This is a genomic window from Blautia sp. MSK18_10 (genome assembly GCF_020553185.1).
GTDB lineage: Bacteria > Bacillota > Clostridia > Lachnospirales > Lachnospiraceae > Blautia_A > Blautia_A wexlerae.
Genome location: NZ_JAJCGT010000034.1, coordinates 1 through 18,108, shown reverse-complemented (window position 1 = coordinate 18,108; position 18,108 = coordinate 1). Strand labels below are relative to the sequence as shown.

At 39.4% G+C, this 18,108-nt stretch carries 14 protein-coding genes, 1 tRNA gene and 3 pseudogenes; 13 read left to right on the top strand and 5 right to left on the bottom strand.

From position 1 onward, the window contains the following. From LI074_RS12835 to LI074_RS12825, 3 genes are read right to left on the bottom strand one after another with little or no spacing between them, the layout of a single operon-like run. Complete coding sequence (locus tag LI074_RS12835; protein ID WP_119245766.1) at positions 1 to 1,413, bottom strand: sensor histidine kinase; 1,413 nt, start codon at positions 1,411 to 1,413, stop codon at positions 1 to 3. After that, positions 1,410 to 2,111 carry a response regulator transcription factor gene (locus LI074_RS12830; RefSeq protein WP_008705651.1) on the bottom strand — a complete coding sequence of 234 codons (702 nt, stop codon included), beginning with the start codon at positions 2,109 to 2,111 and terminating at the stop codon, positions 1,410 to 1,412. The genes LI074_RS12835 and LI074_RS12830 overlap by 4 nt, the downstream gene beginning before the upstream one ends. An 11-nt stretch (positions 2,112 to 2,122) precedes the next feature. Next, on the bottom strand, positions 2,123 to 4,504 hold the full coding sequence (locus LI074_RS12825) for an endonuclease MutS2 (protein WP_025579808.1): 2,382 nt from the start codon (positions 4,502 to 4,504) through the stop codon (positions 2,123 to 2,125). Positions 4,505 to 4,983: 479 nt separating this feature from the next. Between LI074_RS12825 and LI074_RS12820 the strand changes: the two genes are divergently transcribed. The 8 genes and pseudogenes from LI074_RS12820 (at position 4,984) to LI074_RS12785 (ending at position 12,098) form a co-directional block, all read left to right on the top strand. Beyond that, a tRNA-Leu gene (locus LI074_RS12820) sits at positions 4,984 to 5,068 on the top strand. Between the two features lie 312 nt (positions 5,069 to 5,380). Beyond that, positions 5,381 to 6,646 (top strand): S1C family serine protease, encoded by a 1,266-nt coding sequence (locus LI074_RS12815; RefSeq protein ID WP_173744697.1) that lies wholly within the window; start codon positions 5,381 to 5,383, stop codon positions 6,644 to 6,646. A gap of 84 nt (positions 6,647 to 6,730) precedes the next feature. After that, a complete protein-coding gene (locus LI074_RS12810) occupies positions 6,731 to 7,678 on the top strand; it encodes a 3'-5' exoribonuclease YhaM family protein (protein ID WP_022380962.1) in 948 nt (315 codons plus the stop codon). Positions 7,679 to 7,683: 5 nt separating this feature from the next. Then, complete coding sequence (rlmD, locus tag LI074_RS12805) at positions 7,684 to 9,321, top strand: 23S rRNA (uracil(1939)-C(5))-methyltransferase RlmD (RefSeq protein WP_265107676.1); 1,638 nt, start codon at positions 7,684 to 7,686, stop codon at positions 9,319 to 9,321. Between the two features lie 31 nt (positions 9,322 to 9,352). Continuing rightward, a pseudogene (locus LI074_RS12800) lies at positions 9,353 to 9,723 on the top strand (TnpV protein). A gap of 388 nt (positions 9,724 to 10,111) precedes the next feature. Next, complete coding sequence (locus LI074_RS12795) at positions 10,112 to 10,966, top strand: hypothetical protein (protein WP_008705643.1); 855 nt, start codon at positions 10,112 to 10,114, stop codon at positions 10,964 to 10,966. A gap of 273 nt (positions 10,967 to 11,239) precedes the next feature. Then, complete coding sequence (locus LI074_RS12790) at positions 11,240 to 11,656, top strand: YjdF family protein (RefSeq protein WP_008705642.1); 417 nt, start codon at positions 11,240 to 11,242, stop codon at positions 11,654 to 11,656. A gap of 61 nt (positions 11,657 to 11,717) precedes the next feature. Next, entirely contained in the window at positions 11,718 to 12,098 is a 381-nt protein-coding gene (locus LI074_RS12785) for a DUF4825 domain-containing protein (RefSeq protein ID WP_008705641.1), read from the top strand. A gap of 141 nt (positions 12,099 to 12,239) precedes the next feature. Here LI074_RS12785 and LI074_RS12780 read toward each other — a convergent pair. Both LI074_RS12780 and LI074_RS17975 read right to left on the bottom strand, forming a co-directional pair. Next, positions 12,240 to 12,788, bottom strand: a pseudogene (locus LI074_RS12780) (MobQ family relaxase); the annotation flags it as partial. Next, positions 12,788 to 13,201: pseudogene (locus tag LI074_RS17975) on the bottom strand (ParM/StbA family protein); the annotation flags it as partial. The pseudogenes LI074_RS17975 and LI074_RS12780, both read right to left, overlap by 1 nt. A 40-nt stretch (positions 13,202 to 13,241) precedes the next feature. Here LI074_RS17975 and LI074_RS12770 point away from each other — a divergent pair. The 5 genes from LI074_RS12770 to LI074_RS12750 all read left to right on the top strand — a co-directional run bounded on the left by LI074_RS12770 (position 13,242) and on the right by LI074_RS12750 (position 17,798). After that, positions 13,242 to 13,916: a response regulator transcription factor gene (locus tag LI074_RS12770; protein WP_008705637.1), complete on the top strand. Its 675-nt coding sequence runs from the start codon at positions 13,242 to 13,244 to the stop codon at positions 13,914 to 13,916. Then, positions 13,904 to 15,082 carry a sensor histidine kinase gene (locus tag LI074_RS12765; protein ID WP_118408755.1) on the top strand — a complete coding sequence of 393 codons (1,179 nt, stop codon included), beginning with the start codon at positions 13,904 to 13,906 and terminating at the stop codon, positions 15,080 to 15,082. The genes LI074_RS12770 and LI074_RS12765 overlap by 13 nt, the downstream gene beginning before the upstream one ends. 116 nt (positions 15,083 to 15,198) lie before the next feature. Next, a complete protein-coding gene (locus tag LI074_RS12760) occupies positions 15,199 to 16,269 on the top strand; it encodes an ABC transporter permease subunit (protein ID WP_144136944.1) in 1,071 nt (356 codons plus the stop codon). Beyond that, positions 16,266 to 16,922: a hypothetical protein gene (locus LI074_RS12755; RefSeq protein WP_009245308.1), complete on the top strand. Its 657-nt coding sequence runs from the start codon at positions 16,266 to 16,268 to the stop codon at positions 16,920 to 16,922. Before LI074_RS12760 ends, LI074_RS12755 begins: the two co-directional genes overlap by 4 nt. 3 nt (positions 16,923 to 16,925) lie before the next feature. After that, positions 16,926 to 17,798 carry an ATP-binding cassette domain-containing protein gene (locus LI074_RS12750; protein WP_173698205.1) on the top strand — a complete coding sequence of 291 codons (873 nt, stop codon included), beginning with the start codon at positions 16,926 to 16,928 and terminating at the stop codon, positions 17,796 to 17,798. The last annotated feature ends 310 nt before the right edge of the window (positions 17,799 to 18,108 follow it).

Below are 18,108 nucleotides of genomic sequence, written 5' to 3'. Positions count from 1 at the left end.
TTATTTCGTTTTCTCCAGAGTAAAGATAAATTCGGTTCCCACACCTTCTGTACTGATCACATCAATATTCTGGTTATGTGCATTGATGATCTCTTTGACTATAGAGAGTCCGAGTCCGGTGCCTTTACGGTCCTTTCCGCGGGAAGCATCAATCTTGTAGAAACGATCCCAGATTTTGCCCAGACTTTCTTTGGGAATGCCGGTTCCGTGATCTTTTACAGAAACAAAGACCTTACCACTTTTTACAGTTGTTTCAATCTGAACAGAAGAATTATCATTGCTGAATTTAATGGCATTATCAAGAAGGTTGTAAAGGACCTGCTGAATCTGTTCCATATCAGCTCTGACATAAAGTTCATGTCCGGAGAGAAGCAGCTCCAGGCGGATCTGGTGGCTGGTGCAGATGCCTTCAAATGTAGCTGCTGTGTTTTTGATGGTATCATTGATATCAAAACGCTGGATGTGCATCATCCGTTTTTTCATATCCAGTTCATTCAGAGTCAGAAGACTGCGGGTGAGTTTTTCAAGACGTTCAGATTCAAAAGCGATGATTTTCAGATACCGTTCCTGCATTTCATATGGGATGGTACCGTCCAGTATGGCATTGACATATCCCTTGATGGAGGTAAGAGGAGAACGGAAATCATGAGAGACATTTGCAATGAATTTACGCTGGTATTCTCCGTTTTTGTTCAGTTCATCGGACATATAATTCAGAGTTTTGGCAAGATATCCCATTTCATCATCAGAAGTAACGTCTATTTTATATGCAAGATTACCTCCTGCATATTCACTGGCACCTTTCATGATCCTGGCCAGGGGCTTACGTATGTAGTGGCTGTAAACCCAGAGCAGAAGACTGGTGGCTGCATAGCACAGGAGAAAGATTACCTGCATGATAAAAAGAATACTGCTTCGGCTCTGATAAAGGTTTGTCATCGAATAATGGATTGCCACGTAACCTTTGGTTTCCATATCAGAGGTGATCGGGGCAATAACACTCAAATGATCTGTTTTAAAGAAACCATAAAACTCTCCAATCTGATAATAGTTGCTTCCCCATTTGGAAGCATCGAATTCTTCCAGTGGGATTGGATCCCGGACGTCAATATTTTTCTGTGTACTTACAATGATTTCACCATTACTGTTGATGATCCACAATACAGCATCCTGAAAATCGGAAATTGCACATAAGTGTTCCTGAAGAGTATCTACTGTACTGGAAGAGATATTGCTTTTAACTGCTTCGTTAGATGCAATATTGTGCGCTTCTGTATAGAGTGCGGCACTTAAAGAGTGTTCCAGATGCTTTTCTACCATATAAGAACCGCCGAGGGTTATGAGGAAAAATCCCAAAATCCCGATGAGAATATAAAATCTCAGGAATTTTGTGGAAAGATGATGCTGTTTCATGGATTTTTTACCTCAAATTTGTATCCGATTCCCCATACGGTGGCAATGGACCAGTGAGGATTGTCTTTGATCTTTTCACGAAGACGTTTGATATGAACGTCTACAGTACGAGTATCACCGATGTATTCATAACCCCAGATGTGATCCAGAAGCTGTTCACGGGTAAATACCTGGTTTGGTGATGCTGCAAGGAAATAGAGAAGTTCCAGTTCCTTTGGCGGCATATCAACCTGACGACCCATGTATGTGACTGCATAGTTTGTCAGATTAACGGTCAGATCCGGGTAAGTAACACATTTTTCACTGGAAGAAGGCGATGGCTGTTTAACTTGGAAACGGCGCAGGACAGCACGTACACGGGCAACCAGTTCCTTGGAATCAAAGGGTTTGATCATATAGTCATCTGCACCCAGTTCAAGTCCGAGAACCTTGTCAAAGGTTTCGCCTTTTGCTGAAAGCATAATGATGGGAACATCAGAGGTATGTCGGATTTCACGACATACCTGATAACCGTCAATTCCCGGAAGCATCAGATCCAGAATGATCAGATCCGGGCGGAAGGAGGCAAATTCCCTTAACGCTTCTTCTCCGTCATTTACGATTTTTGTCTCGAAGCATTCTTTGGTAAGATACAGGGCAATAAGCTCTGCGATATTGTTATCATCATCAACAATAAGGATTTTCTGTTTGGAAACCATGGCGGTCCCTCCTATTTCTTAAATTCTACAATAGTAACACCTGCATCTCCTTCGCCGAATTCTCCAAGGCGGAAGGATTCCACATGCTTCTGGCGCTTCAGATAATTGTGTACACCTTTTCTCAGAGCACCGGTTCCTTTACCATGAACAATACGGACAGATTTCAGATGAGCGATATAAGCATCATCCAGATATTTGTCAAGCTCTGCAACTGCTTCATCTACCGTTTTGCCAAGCAGGTTGATTTCTGTGGATACATGGGCTGCTTTTGACATGCGGATTTTACCTGCACCTGTACGCTGCATGGTTGGTGTGGTGATCTCTGCTTCATCGATCAGTTCCAGATCAGAGATGTGAACCTTGGAACGGATGATACCCATCTGAACGAAGAGGAAACCTTTGTTGTCCGGACGGCTGCTGACAGTCCCCTTAAGATTCATGCTGAGAACCTTAACTGCATCTCCGAGGGAGATATCTTTGGCTGTGAGTTCCTTCTTCGGTTTCTTTGCAGCAGTTTTCTGAGTCATGCCTTTCTCTGCTTTATTCATATGTTTGCGCAGATTCTGGCGTTCTTTTTCCACAGCAGAGAGATCCACATGGTCTTTCTGGAATTTGTGGAACATCTTCATAGTCTGGTCTGCATATTCCTTGGCTTCGCGGAGAACTGCATGAGCTTCCTCATTGGCCTGACGGATGATGCGGTCTCGCTGCTCGTTCAACTTCTCCTGCTTGGATTCCATTTCGGATTTCAGAGAGGCAATTTCCTGTTTATACTGTTCAATCTCGCGGCGTTCATTTTCAATAGTTATACGGCTGCTTTCCAGGGAACTGAGAACATCTTCGAAAGACTCATCCTGTTCACTGATCTGTTCTTTGGCCTTATCGATGATATAGTCCGGAAGTCCAAGCTTGGAAGAAATGGCGAATGCATTACTTTTCCCGGGAACACCGATCAGCAGGCGGTAGGTCGGGCGGAGCGTTTCCACGTCAAATTCGCAGCAGGCATTTTCTACACCTGAGGTGGAGAGTGCATATACCTTCAGCTCACTGTAATGGGTGGTTGCCATAGTGCGGATTCCCTGTTCATGAAGATGGGAAAGGATCGCAATGGCAAGGGCAGCACCCTCTGTCGGATCTGTACCTGCACCAAGCTCATCGAAAAGGACAAGAGAGTGACGGTTGGCCTTTTTCAGGAAAGAAACCACGTTGGTCATATGTGAGGAGAATGTACTTAATGACTGTTCAATACTCTGTTCATCACCGATATCAGCATAAACTTCTTCAAACAGTGCAAGCTCTGAGCGGTCCAGTGTGGGAATATGAAGACCGGACTGGCCCATGAGAGTGAGAAGTCCGACAGTCTTTAAAGATACAGTTTTACCACCGGTGTTCGGACCGGTGATAACAAGCAAGTCGAAATCATCGCCGAGACGGATATCAATGGGAACAGCTTTCTTCTTATCAATGAGAGGGTGGCGTGCCTGTTTCAGACGGATGCGTCCTTCATCATTGAAGATTGGTTCTGTTGCATTCATATCCATGGCAAGGGATGCTCTGGCAAAAATAACGTCAAGCTGTACCATGATATTAAGATCTGCGCGGATAGAGTCGGTCTGTTCTGCAGTTTGCTGGCTCAGAGTGGAAAGGATCACTTCAATCTCTTTTTGTTCTTCCAGTTCCAGCTCGCGGATGTCATTATTTAGTTTTACGATTGCCATAGGTTCGATAAATAAAGTAGAACCTGTGGAGGACTGATCGTGTACCATACCCGGAACCTGTCCTTTGTATTCTGCCTTGACCGGAATGCAGTAGCGTCCGTTTCTCATGGTAATAACGGAATCCTGCAGATAATTGCGGGCACTTCCGTTTACAAGAGAGGAGAGCTGTGTATGGATCCTGTCTCCGGTAATCTTCATGTTTCTTCGAATCTGGCGGAGGTTGCTGCTTGCATCATCACTGATCTCATCTTCTGAGAGGATGCATCTGCGGATCTCTGTTGTAAGAGGAGTCAGTGGTTCCAGTGCCTCGAACATCCCGTCCAGAGAGTCCGGGAGAGAATCACCGCGCTCACTTCTGGAATAAGCTTTGACACGATTGGTGTTCTCAAGAAGGCTGCAGATGGCAAGAAGTTCACCAATCCCCAGAGAACTTCCGATTTCCAGACGTTTCAGAGAACCACGCACATCTTTGACGCTGCCAAAGGAAATATTTCCTTTCTGGAAAAGACGGGTAAGTGCATCTCTGGTCTGAGTCTGCATATGTCGGATTTCATCAATATCTGTGGATGGCTCCAGCTTCCGGCAGATTTCTTTTCCCATGGAAGAGGAAGCCTTGTCTGTCAGCATATTGATGATTTTATAATATTCAAGTGCTTTATATGCTTTCTGATTCATTGTCTGTTTAAATCTCCTGATAGATATCTTTATAATTTGCTGTCCCTGATATTATAGCATTTTCTGTTATGGAAATGTACTCCGGGATTATAGCAATTCTAAAAAATAATTGTAACTGTGTAACGGTGGTTACTGTTCACACATCACTATCCCGCGAGGTGTTTTGGCATGAATATGCCAAAATCCCGAGACATACAAGCCAAAATTCCATTGCCGCAGGCAATCTGGAATGAATTTTGGCTAAGTTACTGTGAACGGAGTGAACAGTAACTTACTGTGAAATAAGCAGTTACAAATACTTTTCCTATTATATATGATTTTGGAATCTATGGAAAGCAAAAAGGATAGAAATACATAAAAATGATAGTTTTTACAAAAAAATAAAAAAAATTCAAAAAAGCTATTGACAGTTTATATAGTTTTTGGTATAGTACCAATTGTCGCAACAATAAGTAAAACTTATAACAGAAATGCGATATGCGGAAGTGTCGGAACTGGCAGACGAGCAAGACTAAGGATCTTGTGAGCATTGCGCTCGTGTGGGTTCAAGTCCCATCTTCCGCATAAGAAACGGTTTGAATGCTATTATATGTGCATTTAAGCCGTTTTTTTGTGTCATCATAATAACCTGAGTTGCAGTGTTTCGCTGATACGATAAGTGTTTCAGTAGGAGCTTCTTTTTTGTACTGTGGGAAATTACTTATAGTATATTCATAAAAAATTCATATCTTTTTGTTAAAATAATGTGTAGATTGTTACGATATAATTTGTTTGAATACAAGCGATATTGAACCTGAATGGTAACTGTTTGGCAGATTGCTGTTTTGTATGACACTGGGCAGTTATCCTGAATGGAGTGCGGCAGGAGAATCAGGTATGAAAAAAAACAAAATGGACACACAGGAATATCAGTTTATAAAAGAAACGGTAAAAAAACAGCCAAAAGAGAATGGCAGTCTGTTGCGCAGGCTGCTTATGATAGCAGGATGTGGCGTTTTGTTTGGAGGTTGCGCAGCCGTAACCTTTGCCAGTGTGTTTCCGGTTATGGCGGATAGAGAAGAGAATACACAGCAGAAAATCGAACTGACAGGATCGGATGTAGCGGAGACGATATCTGAAGAACAGGCAACAGAGAGGGAATCTGTTGCTTCAGTTTCTGAAAAAGAGGAGAAGAGTCTTCTGGCAATGCGTCAGGAGATGTATAGGGAAGTGCTGAAAGTTTCCCAAAAATCCCGAAAATCTCTTGTAAACGTGAGAGGAATTTCAAAGGATGAGGATTTGCTGAATAATTCTTATTTGCAGCAGGAAGATACGGAAGGTCTTGTCTTTCTTGAAACAGAGACGCAATTTTATATCCTGACCTATGAGGAAGAACTGGAAAATCTGCAGGAACTGCAGGTGACTTTTGCAGATGGTTCGACAGTGCAGGGAGAGATATGCAGGGGAGATGCAGATTCCGGATTTGCAGTTGCAACTGTGAGAAAAAATCTTCTCAATGACAGTACAAGAGAAGGTATCGTGGTATCTGATCTGACAGACACAAAGAAACTGGGACAGAGCGATATAGTAATTGCTATCGGAAGTCCTGCCGGTGACAGTGATGCGGTGGTTTATGGAATGATCACTTCTGTTTCTGAAAAACTATCGGTAGCGGATACGGAGTATAATGTGTTGGCTACAGATGTGCAGGGGAATGAAGATGGAAGTGGTGTGCTGCTTGATTCTGACGGAAATGTGGCAGGTATGATACTGAAGAAGAATGAAAACGATGGAGATAATATTCATGCAGTTTCCATTTCGCAGATTCTTCCGTTGGTAGAACATTTGGCTAACAAAGAGACAATCAGATATACAGGTATTTATGGAACAGAGATAACTCAGGCACAATGTAGAAAACTGGGAATTGATCAGGGACTTTACGTGGAGCGTACACAAGAAGAATCTCCTGCGATGAAGGCAGGGATACAGTGTGGAGATATCATAAGTAAGATTGATGGAACTCCCACAGAGAGTATGCAGTCTTATTATACATATCTTCAGACAAAAAAGCAGGGAGAAAATCTTACCATAACGGTTCTTCGCAAAAATTCCGATGGTGAGTATGCGGAGAAAGATTATAAGGTAACAGTTGGAGAGAGATAGTGACAGGCGGAGAATCCTGCAAGCGGGATTCTTTCTTGTGGAATTGTTATAATACTAAAAATAAAGGATAGAGAGGCAGGCTTTATGCGTTTTTTAAATGAGTTACATGAGGGAGACAGAATTAATGGGATTTATCTGTGCAAGCAGAAACAGTCTGCGGTAACGAAGAATGGAAAACCCTATGAGAATATTATCCTCCAGGATAAAACCGGAATCATGGATGGCAAGATCTGGGATCCAAATTCGCTGGGAATTGATGATTTCGATGCCCTGGATTATATTGATGTTGTGGGAGATGTGACCAGCTTTGCAGGGGCTATGCAGTTGAATATCAAGCGTGTGCGCAAGGCTGCCGAAGATGAATATGACCCGGCAGATTATCTTCCTGTAAGTGAGAACAGCACAGATGATATGTACAGCCAGCTGAGAGCATTTATTGACAGTGTGGAGAATACTTATCTGTCTGCACTTCTGAAGAAATTATTTGTGGAAGATGAAGCTTTTGTGAAAGCGTTTGAAGGACATTCTGCAGCGAAGACAGTACATCACGGATTTATCGGCGGTCTGATGGAGCATACTCTGGGAGTGACCAGACTCTGCGATTATATGTCAAAGGCATACCCGGTCATCAACAGGGATTTACTGATCACAGCATCACTTCTTCATGATATCGGAAAGACAAAAGAATTATCTGCATTTCCGTTAAATGATTATACAGATGAAGGTCAGCTTCTGGGACATATTTATATGGGAGCGCAGATGATCAATGATCTTGCGCGCCAGATACCGGAATTTCCGGAGGTGCTTAAGAATGAACTGATCCATTGTATCCTGTCCCACCATGGAGAACTGGAATATGGTTCCCCGAAAAAACCTGCACTGGTGGAGGCCGTAGCCCTCAATCTTGCAGATAATACAGATGCAAGAATGGAAACCATCACAGAGATTTTTGCAGCAAACAAGAGCAAAAAAGAATGGCTTGGATATAATAAATTGTTTGAATCCAACTTAAGAAGAACAGATGAGGTGTAATCTTTATGGAATTTCGTAAGAACGATCTTGTTACGTTAGAGATAGAAGATTGCGGAATTGACGGTGAAGGTATCGGAAAAGCCGATGGCTTCACCGTTTTTGTCAAGGACGCAGTGATCGGAGATACAGTAACAGCCAAAATTATAAAAGCAAAGAAAAATTATGGTTACGGACGTCTTATGGAGGTGCTGAAGCCATCTCCGTACAGAGTTGAGCCCAAGTGCGAATTTGCCCGCCAGTGTGGCGGATGCCAGCTTCAGGCACTTTCCTATGATCAGCAGCTTGTATTTAAGACAAATAAGGTGAAGGGACATCTGGAACGTATCGGTGGCTTTACAGATATCCCCATGGAGCCGATCATTGGCATGGATGAACTTTTTCATTACAGAAATAAGGCACAGTTTCCTGTAGGCAGAAATAAAGAGGGAAAAATCGTTACAGGTTTCTATGCGGGAAGAACCCACAACATTATCGAAAACCGTGACTGTGCACTTGGTGTAGCTGAGAATAAAGAAGTTCTGGACTGTGTAATCGCACATATGGAGAAATACGGGATTGAACCATATAATGAAGCAACAGGCAAAGGGCTGGTGCGCCATGTCCTGATCCGTTACGGATACTTCACAAAAGAAGTGATGGTCTGTCTGATCCTGAACGGAAATAAGATTCCGAAAGAGGAACAGCTTGTAAAATCTCTGTGTGAGATTCCGGGAATGACAAGCATCACCATCAATGTAAATAAGAAACATAGCAATGTAATCCTTGGTGAGGAAATCCGTCTGCTCTGGGGTCAGGAATATATCACAGACAGGATCGGAGATATTTCCTATCAGATTTCTCCTCTGTCTTTCTATCAGGTAAATCCTATGCAGACCCAGAAGCTTTATGCAAAGGCACTGGAATACGCAGATCTTCATGGGGAAGAGACAGTATGGGATCTCTACTGTGGGATCGGAACCATTTCCCTGTTCCTGGCACAGAAAGCAAAATTTGTCCGTGGTGTGGAAATTGTTCCTGCAGCTATAGAGAATGCGAAAGAAAATGCGAAACTTAATGGCCTGGAGAATACAGAGTTCTTTGTGGGTAAGGCAGAAGAAGTGCTGCCAAGAGAGTATAAGAAAAATGGCGTTTATGCAGATGTCATCGTCGTAGATCCGCCAAGAAAAGGCTGTGATGAAACCCTGCTGGAGACCATGGTCGAGATGAACCCGGATAGGATTGTGTATGTAAGTTGCGACAGTGCGACGTTGGCAAGGGATCTGAAGTATCTGTGTGAGAGGGGATATGAGCTTAGAAAAGTATGCCCGGTTGATCAATTTGGGATGACTGTTCATGTGGAGACGGTTGTTCTTTTGTCCCAACAGAAGCCAGATGACACGATAGAGATCGACTTAGACCTGGATGAGCTGGATGCCACCAGTGCCGAGTTGAAAGCAACCTATCAGGAAATCAAGGATTATGTGCTGAAAGAATCTGGCTTGAAGGTTTCAAGTTTATATATTTCTCAGGTAAAACGCAAATGTGGAATTGAAGTGGGAGAAAACTATAATCTTCCAAAATCAGAAAATGCAAGAGTTCCACAATGCCCGAAAGAGAAAGAAGATGCTATCAAGGCTGCCCTGAAATATTATGCGATGATCTAAGGACATCGCTGATTTCAAGGAGGAATAACACATGAAAAGTACATTTGAAAAATGGGTGGAACCTACACACTTGGCGCAGACGGAATTTACTATCCGAATCTTGTCAGTACAGATGAAGAACCGCATTATGGGAAATATGGAATGATGCGGAAAACATATCTGAAAGAGTATCGTCCGGCAATGTATTCACTGTATATGTTGGAAGACAGATTGACAGAACATCTGAATGCTGTGGACGATGAAGCACAGGAGAGAATGGACATTCTAGTGCGTCAGATGATGGAAAAGGAAGGCATTACGGAAGAAATGAAAGCTTGTGACCAGATGGAATGGGTCAGGGCTGTAAATAATATCCGAAATGTAGCAGAAGAGATTGTGTTAAAAGAATTAGTGTATATTTAAAGCGTGGAAAGCTCCTTCGGGAGCTTTTTACCGTTTCTACAAACAATTTTTTCGCGTGCCGGAAAGCAATCTATTTACATGGAACAGATGCAGAGAGAGAAAATATTGGAAGGTTATGATTCTTGATCAGCTTTTTTGCTATTGCTCTTTTGAAGATGGTAAAAAAACAAGTGATATGGTAAAATAATACTATTAGATTGAACGGACAGAAATGAGGAAAGTTGATGAATTAAGAAATGTAATTGCAAATCAATTTGCCTGCGAATATAAGACTTATGACTTTGGGGAAATCTGTAATGCATTCATTGATGATTTGATTAGATTAATGGAAAATAGTATTAAAAATGAACAAGGCAATTTTTAGTTGACATAAGGAGAACAGAAAAATATGAAAAAATATTACGCAGAAAGACATGGTTTACTTACAAAGCAACTACAGATAGATTTTGATGAGTTATTACAGTATTTCGGACAGGTATATAAATATTTTTGTGATAAAGAGTATTTTGAAGTGGCTACAAGAGGAGTGTGGAGGCAAATTCCTTATACGCAGGATTCGGAGCAGATTTTACCACCAAGTTTGTTGCCATCACCGGAAGTGTATTTTGCAACATGCTTACAGGATAAAGAGGTTTGGCCAATTTGGCAATATCTTGAAGAATATGATGAGCAGACATTGTTTTCAGTGATTGAGATTTTATACGACCATATTGGTGTTTATAACTATGAAATAGATCAGTTTGAAAATGAAGCACAAAAGGAAGAATTTGCTGAACAAATTAATAATATCTTACGTGCATATAAAGAGGGATATTATCTTGAACCGACAAATGGATTTATAATGCAAATACCTAACGGTGCGTTGCGTGAACAGTTAGAATATGACGGTTCTGATTTACCCGATTCAGTATATGAGCAATTAGCAACAGCCACAGAAATGTATTATCGTTTTGATGCCAATTTGGAACAGAAAAAGAAAGCTATTAATATTCTTGCCGATATTTTGGAAAGTGAACGTGAAGAAGTAAAAGATACTTTAAATGCTGAGTATGAAGTTCCTAAAAATGAACATGATAAGTTGATTTTTGGTATAGTTAATGGTTATAATATTCGCCATAATCGTGCAGATCAAAAGAACGATTATAGCAAAGAAATATGGTATGATTGGATGATGCAATATTATACAAGCGTAATAATAGCATTTTACAAGTTGAAAAATAAGTATACCGATATTGATTTTTAAATGGTGAGTTAAATGATATCTCCCTAAGTGGAGTATAAACCTTTTCTCAAAAGGTGATGGTTTCGCTATTTAGCATAAAAAGTAACTTAGAAGTTTCAGAATTAAGTTAATCGTGCCATATGGCTTGATTATAAAAGCAAAGATAAAAACGCAACGTACATCTTTGATGTACCAGAGCCGGTAGGTAGCCCGGCCGTCCTATATAAATAGGGTAAGTAACCTGCCCCTCCGGGTTGTCCATTCTTTGTTCAATCATTTTTAGGAGGGATTCTTATGGACAAAGTAAATGGAAAGCTGACAGTATTTTTTGAAGAGCCGTTTTGGGTGGGAATCTTTGAACGCATCGAAGATGGTAAACTATCTGTGGCAAAGGTAACATTTGGTGCAGAGCCAAAAGATTATGAAGTACAGGAATATATTCAAAAGTGCTATTTCAGTTTGAAATTCAGTCCGGTTGTTGAAACTGTTGTAAAGGATATCAAAAGAAATCCGAAACGGATGCAGCGGGAAGCAAAGAAGCAGATGCTGGAAATAGGCATTGGTACAAAATCGCAACAGGCGTTGAAATTACAACAGGAACAGAACAAGCAGGAACGCAAAGAGAAAAGACGCAAGAAAAAAGAGGCAGAAGAGCAGCGAATGTTTGAACTGAAACAGCGAAAGAAAAGAGAAAAGCATAAGGGACATTAAAGTCCCTTGGCCTTTTACTCAAATCGAAAAGTGTTGAATAAAGCTTTCGGGAGGTGTTTCTATGAAGAAAAAAGTACTTGCAATTATGTTAATCGCCATGTCAATAATGTTGATTTCGGCGTGTGGAAAAAAAGAAAAACTGTACGAAATTCCTGATTTATCGCAGTATAAGACAGATTATGTAGGAGATTCTTCAAATGTTATAAATATTGTAAGTGGTCAAGAGTATCCGGCGGGATACTCATATGACAGTATAGAGATACAGTCTGAAACAGAGCCTTATGGATTAACAGTTTTTCTAAAAGATGAGCCGTCTGCAGCCAAACTTGAAGATGAATTGCAGGTTAATGCAGATATGACATTTGACTTGATTGGTAATTTGGGAACAATTGATTATAAAACAGCAGATAGCAAAGAAATTATTGCATCGTATGAACGGTGATATATTTTTAGTCAACTTTTAGATAATTTGAAGAGTAGAATATAAAAAGGCGTATGGAAGTTTTAAATCCATACGCTTTTTTGGGAAAAACTCATTTTTGAACAAGAGATTTGTAAGAACATATTATCTATTCAAAGACGGTTACAATTCCATATCATATGACTTTTTCTTAGTTCGAGCAGGCTGATTTCGCCGCATTTCTTGTTTTCTCTGATATTCAAGTTCCCATGCACGATGAGAGAAAACATCAGGATCTTCCGCATTGAGATAATCCACCTCATTGGCTGCAATATCACGTCGGTGATAGTCATAATATTTACCGAAAGTACCTTTGAGCTGTTCGATCAGCTTATCCCGAAAATCAGGACGTATCTGGATTCTGGTGTCCAGCAATTCTGTATACTGTTCAGGTTCAGGACGAAATTTTTCTTCCCGGAAAGCGGCAGCATCTTTTTCAAGCTGTTTTTTGAGCGAGATGTCCTGAGAATCTAGGATATCAAGATTGTTATTCATCTGGTCGTATTTCTTGGATAGATTCGTCATATCTTTATCGGTAGAGCATTCTGCCTGGAAGATTAGCTGCTCTTTCCTTGATTTCAGTTCTTCAATTTCTTCGGTAACAGTGGTAAGCTGCTGATTCAATTTTATATGCTGGATGGGATTAAAAATACTGGCTTTCTCTTTTTTTACATAGCCATTAGTGTCAGAAGATAATATTCTTCGTCCATAGCTTTATCCGGGATAAATTCTTTGTGTCCTTTGCCGATCCGGTAGTAAATGCCGTTGTATTCCAGAATATTCCCGGTGAAGATTGGTTCAGTTTCATAGGCTTTGATGCCGGTTGGGGTGACGGTGTTTGCTGTTTTCATATTGCCGTAGCCATGATCTACAGCAATGATTTTTGTGTTTCTGAGTTCTTGCATAAAAAATACCTCCGTTTTCGTATTGATTGATTCAGCAGGTCGTACCGTTGTGGTACTGCTCTGCTGTGAGATAAGCATACGAAGATCGGAGGTAAAAGACATTGAGGGGAAATTGAGCAGGAATTGAGAAAAAAGATATATTGTGCTTACGTTCTTCATGTACTCTTGTTGTGATTTCATTGTTTTTTATCGTATAATATGGATACTGGAGGTGGTTTGGATGAAATACAAGATTTTAGTTGTTGATGATGATAAAGAATTGGTGAAAATGCTTTGTAGTTATTTTAATATGAAACAATATGAAACTATTACGGCTACAGATGGAATGGAAGCATTAAATAAAATAAAAATGAAACCGGATATTATTTTATTGGATATCAATATGCCACGCATGGATGGGATTGAAGTATGTCGTCTGATACGCAGTAAAGTGTTATGTCCAATTTTATTTCTGACAGCAAGAGTTGACGAAGATGATAAAATTAATGGGTTGCTTTCAGGTGGGGATGATTATATTACGAAACCATTTAGTCTTCGGGAGTTGGAAGCGAGGATTGTTACAAACATAAAGAGAGAAGAAAGGCATCAACAAAAAACGGAATACCGTTTCATGGATGAAATGCTGATTGATTATTCTGAAAAAATAGTAGCTATAGCCGGACACAGGATGGAGTTCACAAAAATTGAATATCAGATTATAGAATTCTTATCCATGCATCCGGGGCAGGTGTTTGATAAAGAACGTATATATGAACAAGTCTGTGGATATGATGCGGAAGGGGACAGTAGAACGATAACGGAGTTAGTACGGCGTATAAGGAAAAAAATAGCGGATTATTCAGAAAAAGAATACATAGAAACTGTATGGGGGATTGGATACCGATGGAAAAAATAAGAAACTTGTCACTGAAAAAAACAATTCTGCTTTATTTTGTGATCAGCTTAACGGCAGCATTTCTGTTATCTGGATTTACAGTTCATTTTGCAAGAAATATGCAGAATAAAATATGGGAAAAATATATTGATTATGCAGATTATACGGACGTGTTTCAGCAATATGGAAAGAAATACGAGATTGAGATATCAAGACCTAATCAATCGCAGATGAATCGTTTGGACTATCATCTTTCGGAAATGTGTGACTTTATGGAAACATATTCGGTACTGATTTTTTCGATTGTTGGGAGTGTTGCTGCGGTATTCTTTTTTTATAAAAATAAGTTAAAGACACCTCTACAGGAACTAAAAGATGCCTCGCAAATGATTGCGGATAATGAACTGGATTTTCATGTGTCCTATGAAAATAAAGATGAGATGGGAACTTTGTGTAAAGAATTTGAAATGATGCGAAGTGCTTTAGCAGATAACAACAGAAAGATGTGGCGAATGATTGATGACGAGAAGGCTTTGCGGAATGCAATTGCACATGATATACGTTCTCCACTTTCCATATTGCGTGGGTATCAGGAAATGCTCTTAGAGTTTGTTTCTGCTGAGAGTATAAAAACAGAGGATGTTATTGATATCTTACAAACAGGCATGTATCAGATTGACCGTATAGAGCATTTTACGGAAAACATGAGAAAAATGTCCCATTTAGAACAGAGGGAACTGCAATGCTCAGAGATAGAATTATCGGAACTGGAAAAAAAGATTGAGGCAGAAGCTGCCATGCTGTCCAAGAAGGAAAGTAAATTATGTAAGGTAGAAAGAGCGCAGGAACAAAACATTGTGAAAGTGGATGAGGAACTTGTCATGGAAGTGACAGACAACTTACTGGAAAATGCGGTTCGATATGCACAAAAAAGTATTGCTTTGCAAATAAAGAAAAAGGATGGTTTTCTTATAATTTCTGTTGAAGATGATGGAATAGGATTCGTGGATACTGAGGAAAAAGTAACAGAGCCATTTTATCATAAGAATCTACAAGATGATTTAAAGCATTTTGGTCTTGGTATGTATATTTCTCGTATTTTCTGTGAAAAGCATGGAGGAAATTTGAAAATATATAATGTCAGACAGGGCGGTGCTCATGTAGAAGCTCTTTTCAAAGCTGAATAAAAATACTTTATAAGGCTGAAATCACAAATAAAGTGGTTTTAGTCTTTTTTGTTGTGAATTTATTGAGAATTGATTTGTATGATGTCGTTAAAGAAATAAAGAAAGGAAGAGATACAATGAAAACAATCATAAAAAGAAGTATACTTGATTATTTAAAGAACCCTGTTTTGTGGATTGGCTTGATTATTATAGTTACCAGTATGTATCAATGTCTGTCATCGTATTTGCAAATTCATTATATCAAACAGAATGAACAGATCACACAAAATGACGTAGCATTGGAAGATGCTGATGTCATGGATGGGTACATTCCCACATCTGATGATAAAGAAAGAAGAAGGGAGTGGGAAGATACGATCAAAGAGACGCTAATGGACACCTCCAAAAATGGTTTTGGATTTAGCAGGCAGGAAGCAGATCATGTAATGAAAGAAATTCAGAATATGGATGTAAAGACTGCTTCTGAGTTTTTGGAATCCCAATATGGCTATTATAATGCAATATATGCTTATGAGGACCTTGAAATTCATAAGGGGACAGCAGAAGAAATCAATCATTATATCGAGCGGAAATTATCCGAACATTCTTTTTCCTGGTACTTTGCCAAAAAATTTACGGATTTTGCAGGATTGCATATGGCCTTTTTTGCAACAGTCTTGCTATCATTTTTATTTATTCAGGATACACGAAAAAGTACCTATGAATTATTACATACAAAGCCTGTTACGGCAGTCCAATATATATGTGGGAAAGTAATAAGCGGATTCATTAGTATGCTGGGAGTATTAGTGATTTTGAATGTTATATTCTTTATGCTGTGTTTGAAAACGTCTTTAGAATCGGGCTTTCCAGTAACACCAATTGATTTTTGCGTGAATTCTCTGATCTATATTATTCCGAATATTTTGATGATATGTTGTGTCTATACAATTACAGCAGTAATATTTAAAAATCCGCTTCCGGCAGCACCAATCTTGTTTTTGCACATTATATATTCAAATATGCTGACCATGAAGAATGATATTTATTATATGAGACCGTTCTCTATTATGGTGCGATTCCCTGGCAGATTTTTTGAAACACATGCAGCCAAAATGTCAAACATAAATCAGATTATTCTTGTAATTTCATCAGTTATATTAGTATGTATTTCTGTTACAATCTGGAAAAGGAGGAGGGTTCATTGAAAACGGAACTAAAAAACTGCCTGTCGTTATATAAGATTTTTTATTCATGTGCATTTATACTGATATTGTGTGTTATTCATCCGATTATATACTATGAAGAAATCGGTTCAGCAATTCAGTCTCCAATAGCATTTTTAACAATTATTTTTTGTAGTGACACATATTTGATGGAAGTAAAAAGTAAGCGTGCCGATGTATTTCATTTGTATGATCAAAAAAAGCAGTTAAAAGTAATATCGCAGAGAGTGGGCGTTCAAATATTATATTTATTAATACTTTCTTGTGTTGGATATGTTTTGTTTTACTGGCAAAAACCGGGCAGTGTAAACGAAGGCATTTCGGGTATTCAGATATTTCTTTTATATTTCATTGCAATGTTTGGAACTATCTGGCTTTGGAGTATATGCTCTGTGATTTTGTGTACATTGCTTCGAAATATGTGGGCAGGTATTGGATGTTTATTTGGAATTGTCATTGGACTTATATCAAAAGCGGGAAGTTCATTTTTCGGAAATCTGGGATTGTTTTCTTTCAGCTTTTGTGAACCTACTCAATTAATGTCCGAGAGTTGGATTTATGGAACGCTTGTGTCTTTTATAGCGGGGCTGTTTTTATTTGCAGTATTACCAATGACTTTAAAGAAAAGAGGATAGATTATGAGTATTAGAATAAATGATTTAACAGTTAGATTTAAAAATGGTGTAGTTGCAGTAAATAAGGCATCTCTTGAAATACCTAAGGGAATTTACGGACTTTTGGGTGAGAATGGTGCCGGAAAAACCACTTTGATGAGGGTTCTTACAACTGTTTTAAAACAAACGGAAGGAATGGTTTCCCTTGATGGAATTCTGTATAACGAGGGAAATTATGAGAAAATACAGAAAAAGATTGGTTATCTTCCACAGGAAATCGACTTATATCCGAATCTTACGGTGAAAGAATGTCTTGTATATATGGGGGGACTGTCAGGAGTAGCCAGAAATGACCTCGAACAAAGAATTACCTATTATCTGGAAAAGACTTCTCTTACAGAGCATCAGGATAAAAAAATGCGGCAATTATCTGGTGGTATGAAGAGACGTGTCGGACTCATACAGGCACTTCTTAATAATCCGGATTTTTTGATTATTGATGAACCTACCACCGGGTTAGATCCGGAAGAAAGAATCAGGATCCGCAATCTTTTGGTTGATTTTTCAAAGGATAGAACTGTGCTGTTTTCCACTCATGTAGTAGAAGATTTAGCAGCAACCTGTACACAGCTTGCCATTATGAAAAAGGGAAGTTTTTTATATTCTGGAAGCGTGAGTGGGTTGCTGGAAAATGCAAAGGGCTGTGTTTGGAATTGTACGGTACAAAATGCAGAAGAAGCCCGTTTGTTAGAAGCCAATTATTCTATATCATCTAAGCAGTATGTAGAAAATGGAATTCATATGAAAGTATTAAGCAAAGGAAAGCCAAATGAGAATTGTGTCCTGGATAATGATATCACTTTGGAAGATGCATATATTTATTTGACGAATAGTTGAATATAACGGCGGGCAAGTTGCCCGCCGTAAATTATGCTTATTTTGTTAAAAGACCGGATAGATTTTTTCCAATGCAAAATCCAATCTGTGGATATAACTCCTGATCAAGAAAATGCGGATATTTTTAAATTGATTGTGTCAATTTAAAATCAATTTCTATTCAATGTGGTTTTCCGGTAGGTTCTGTAAAATAAGCTCAGATTAAAACAATGACGGGAGGAGCTTATGCAACAGAATATTGAATTTGAGCGGTGCATTGATTTTCTGGTACGGATGATTGATAAGTACGGCGAAGAAGTCCTCCGGGAGT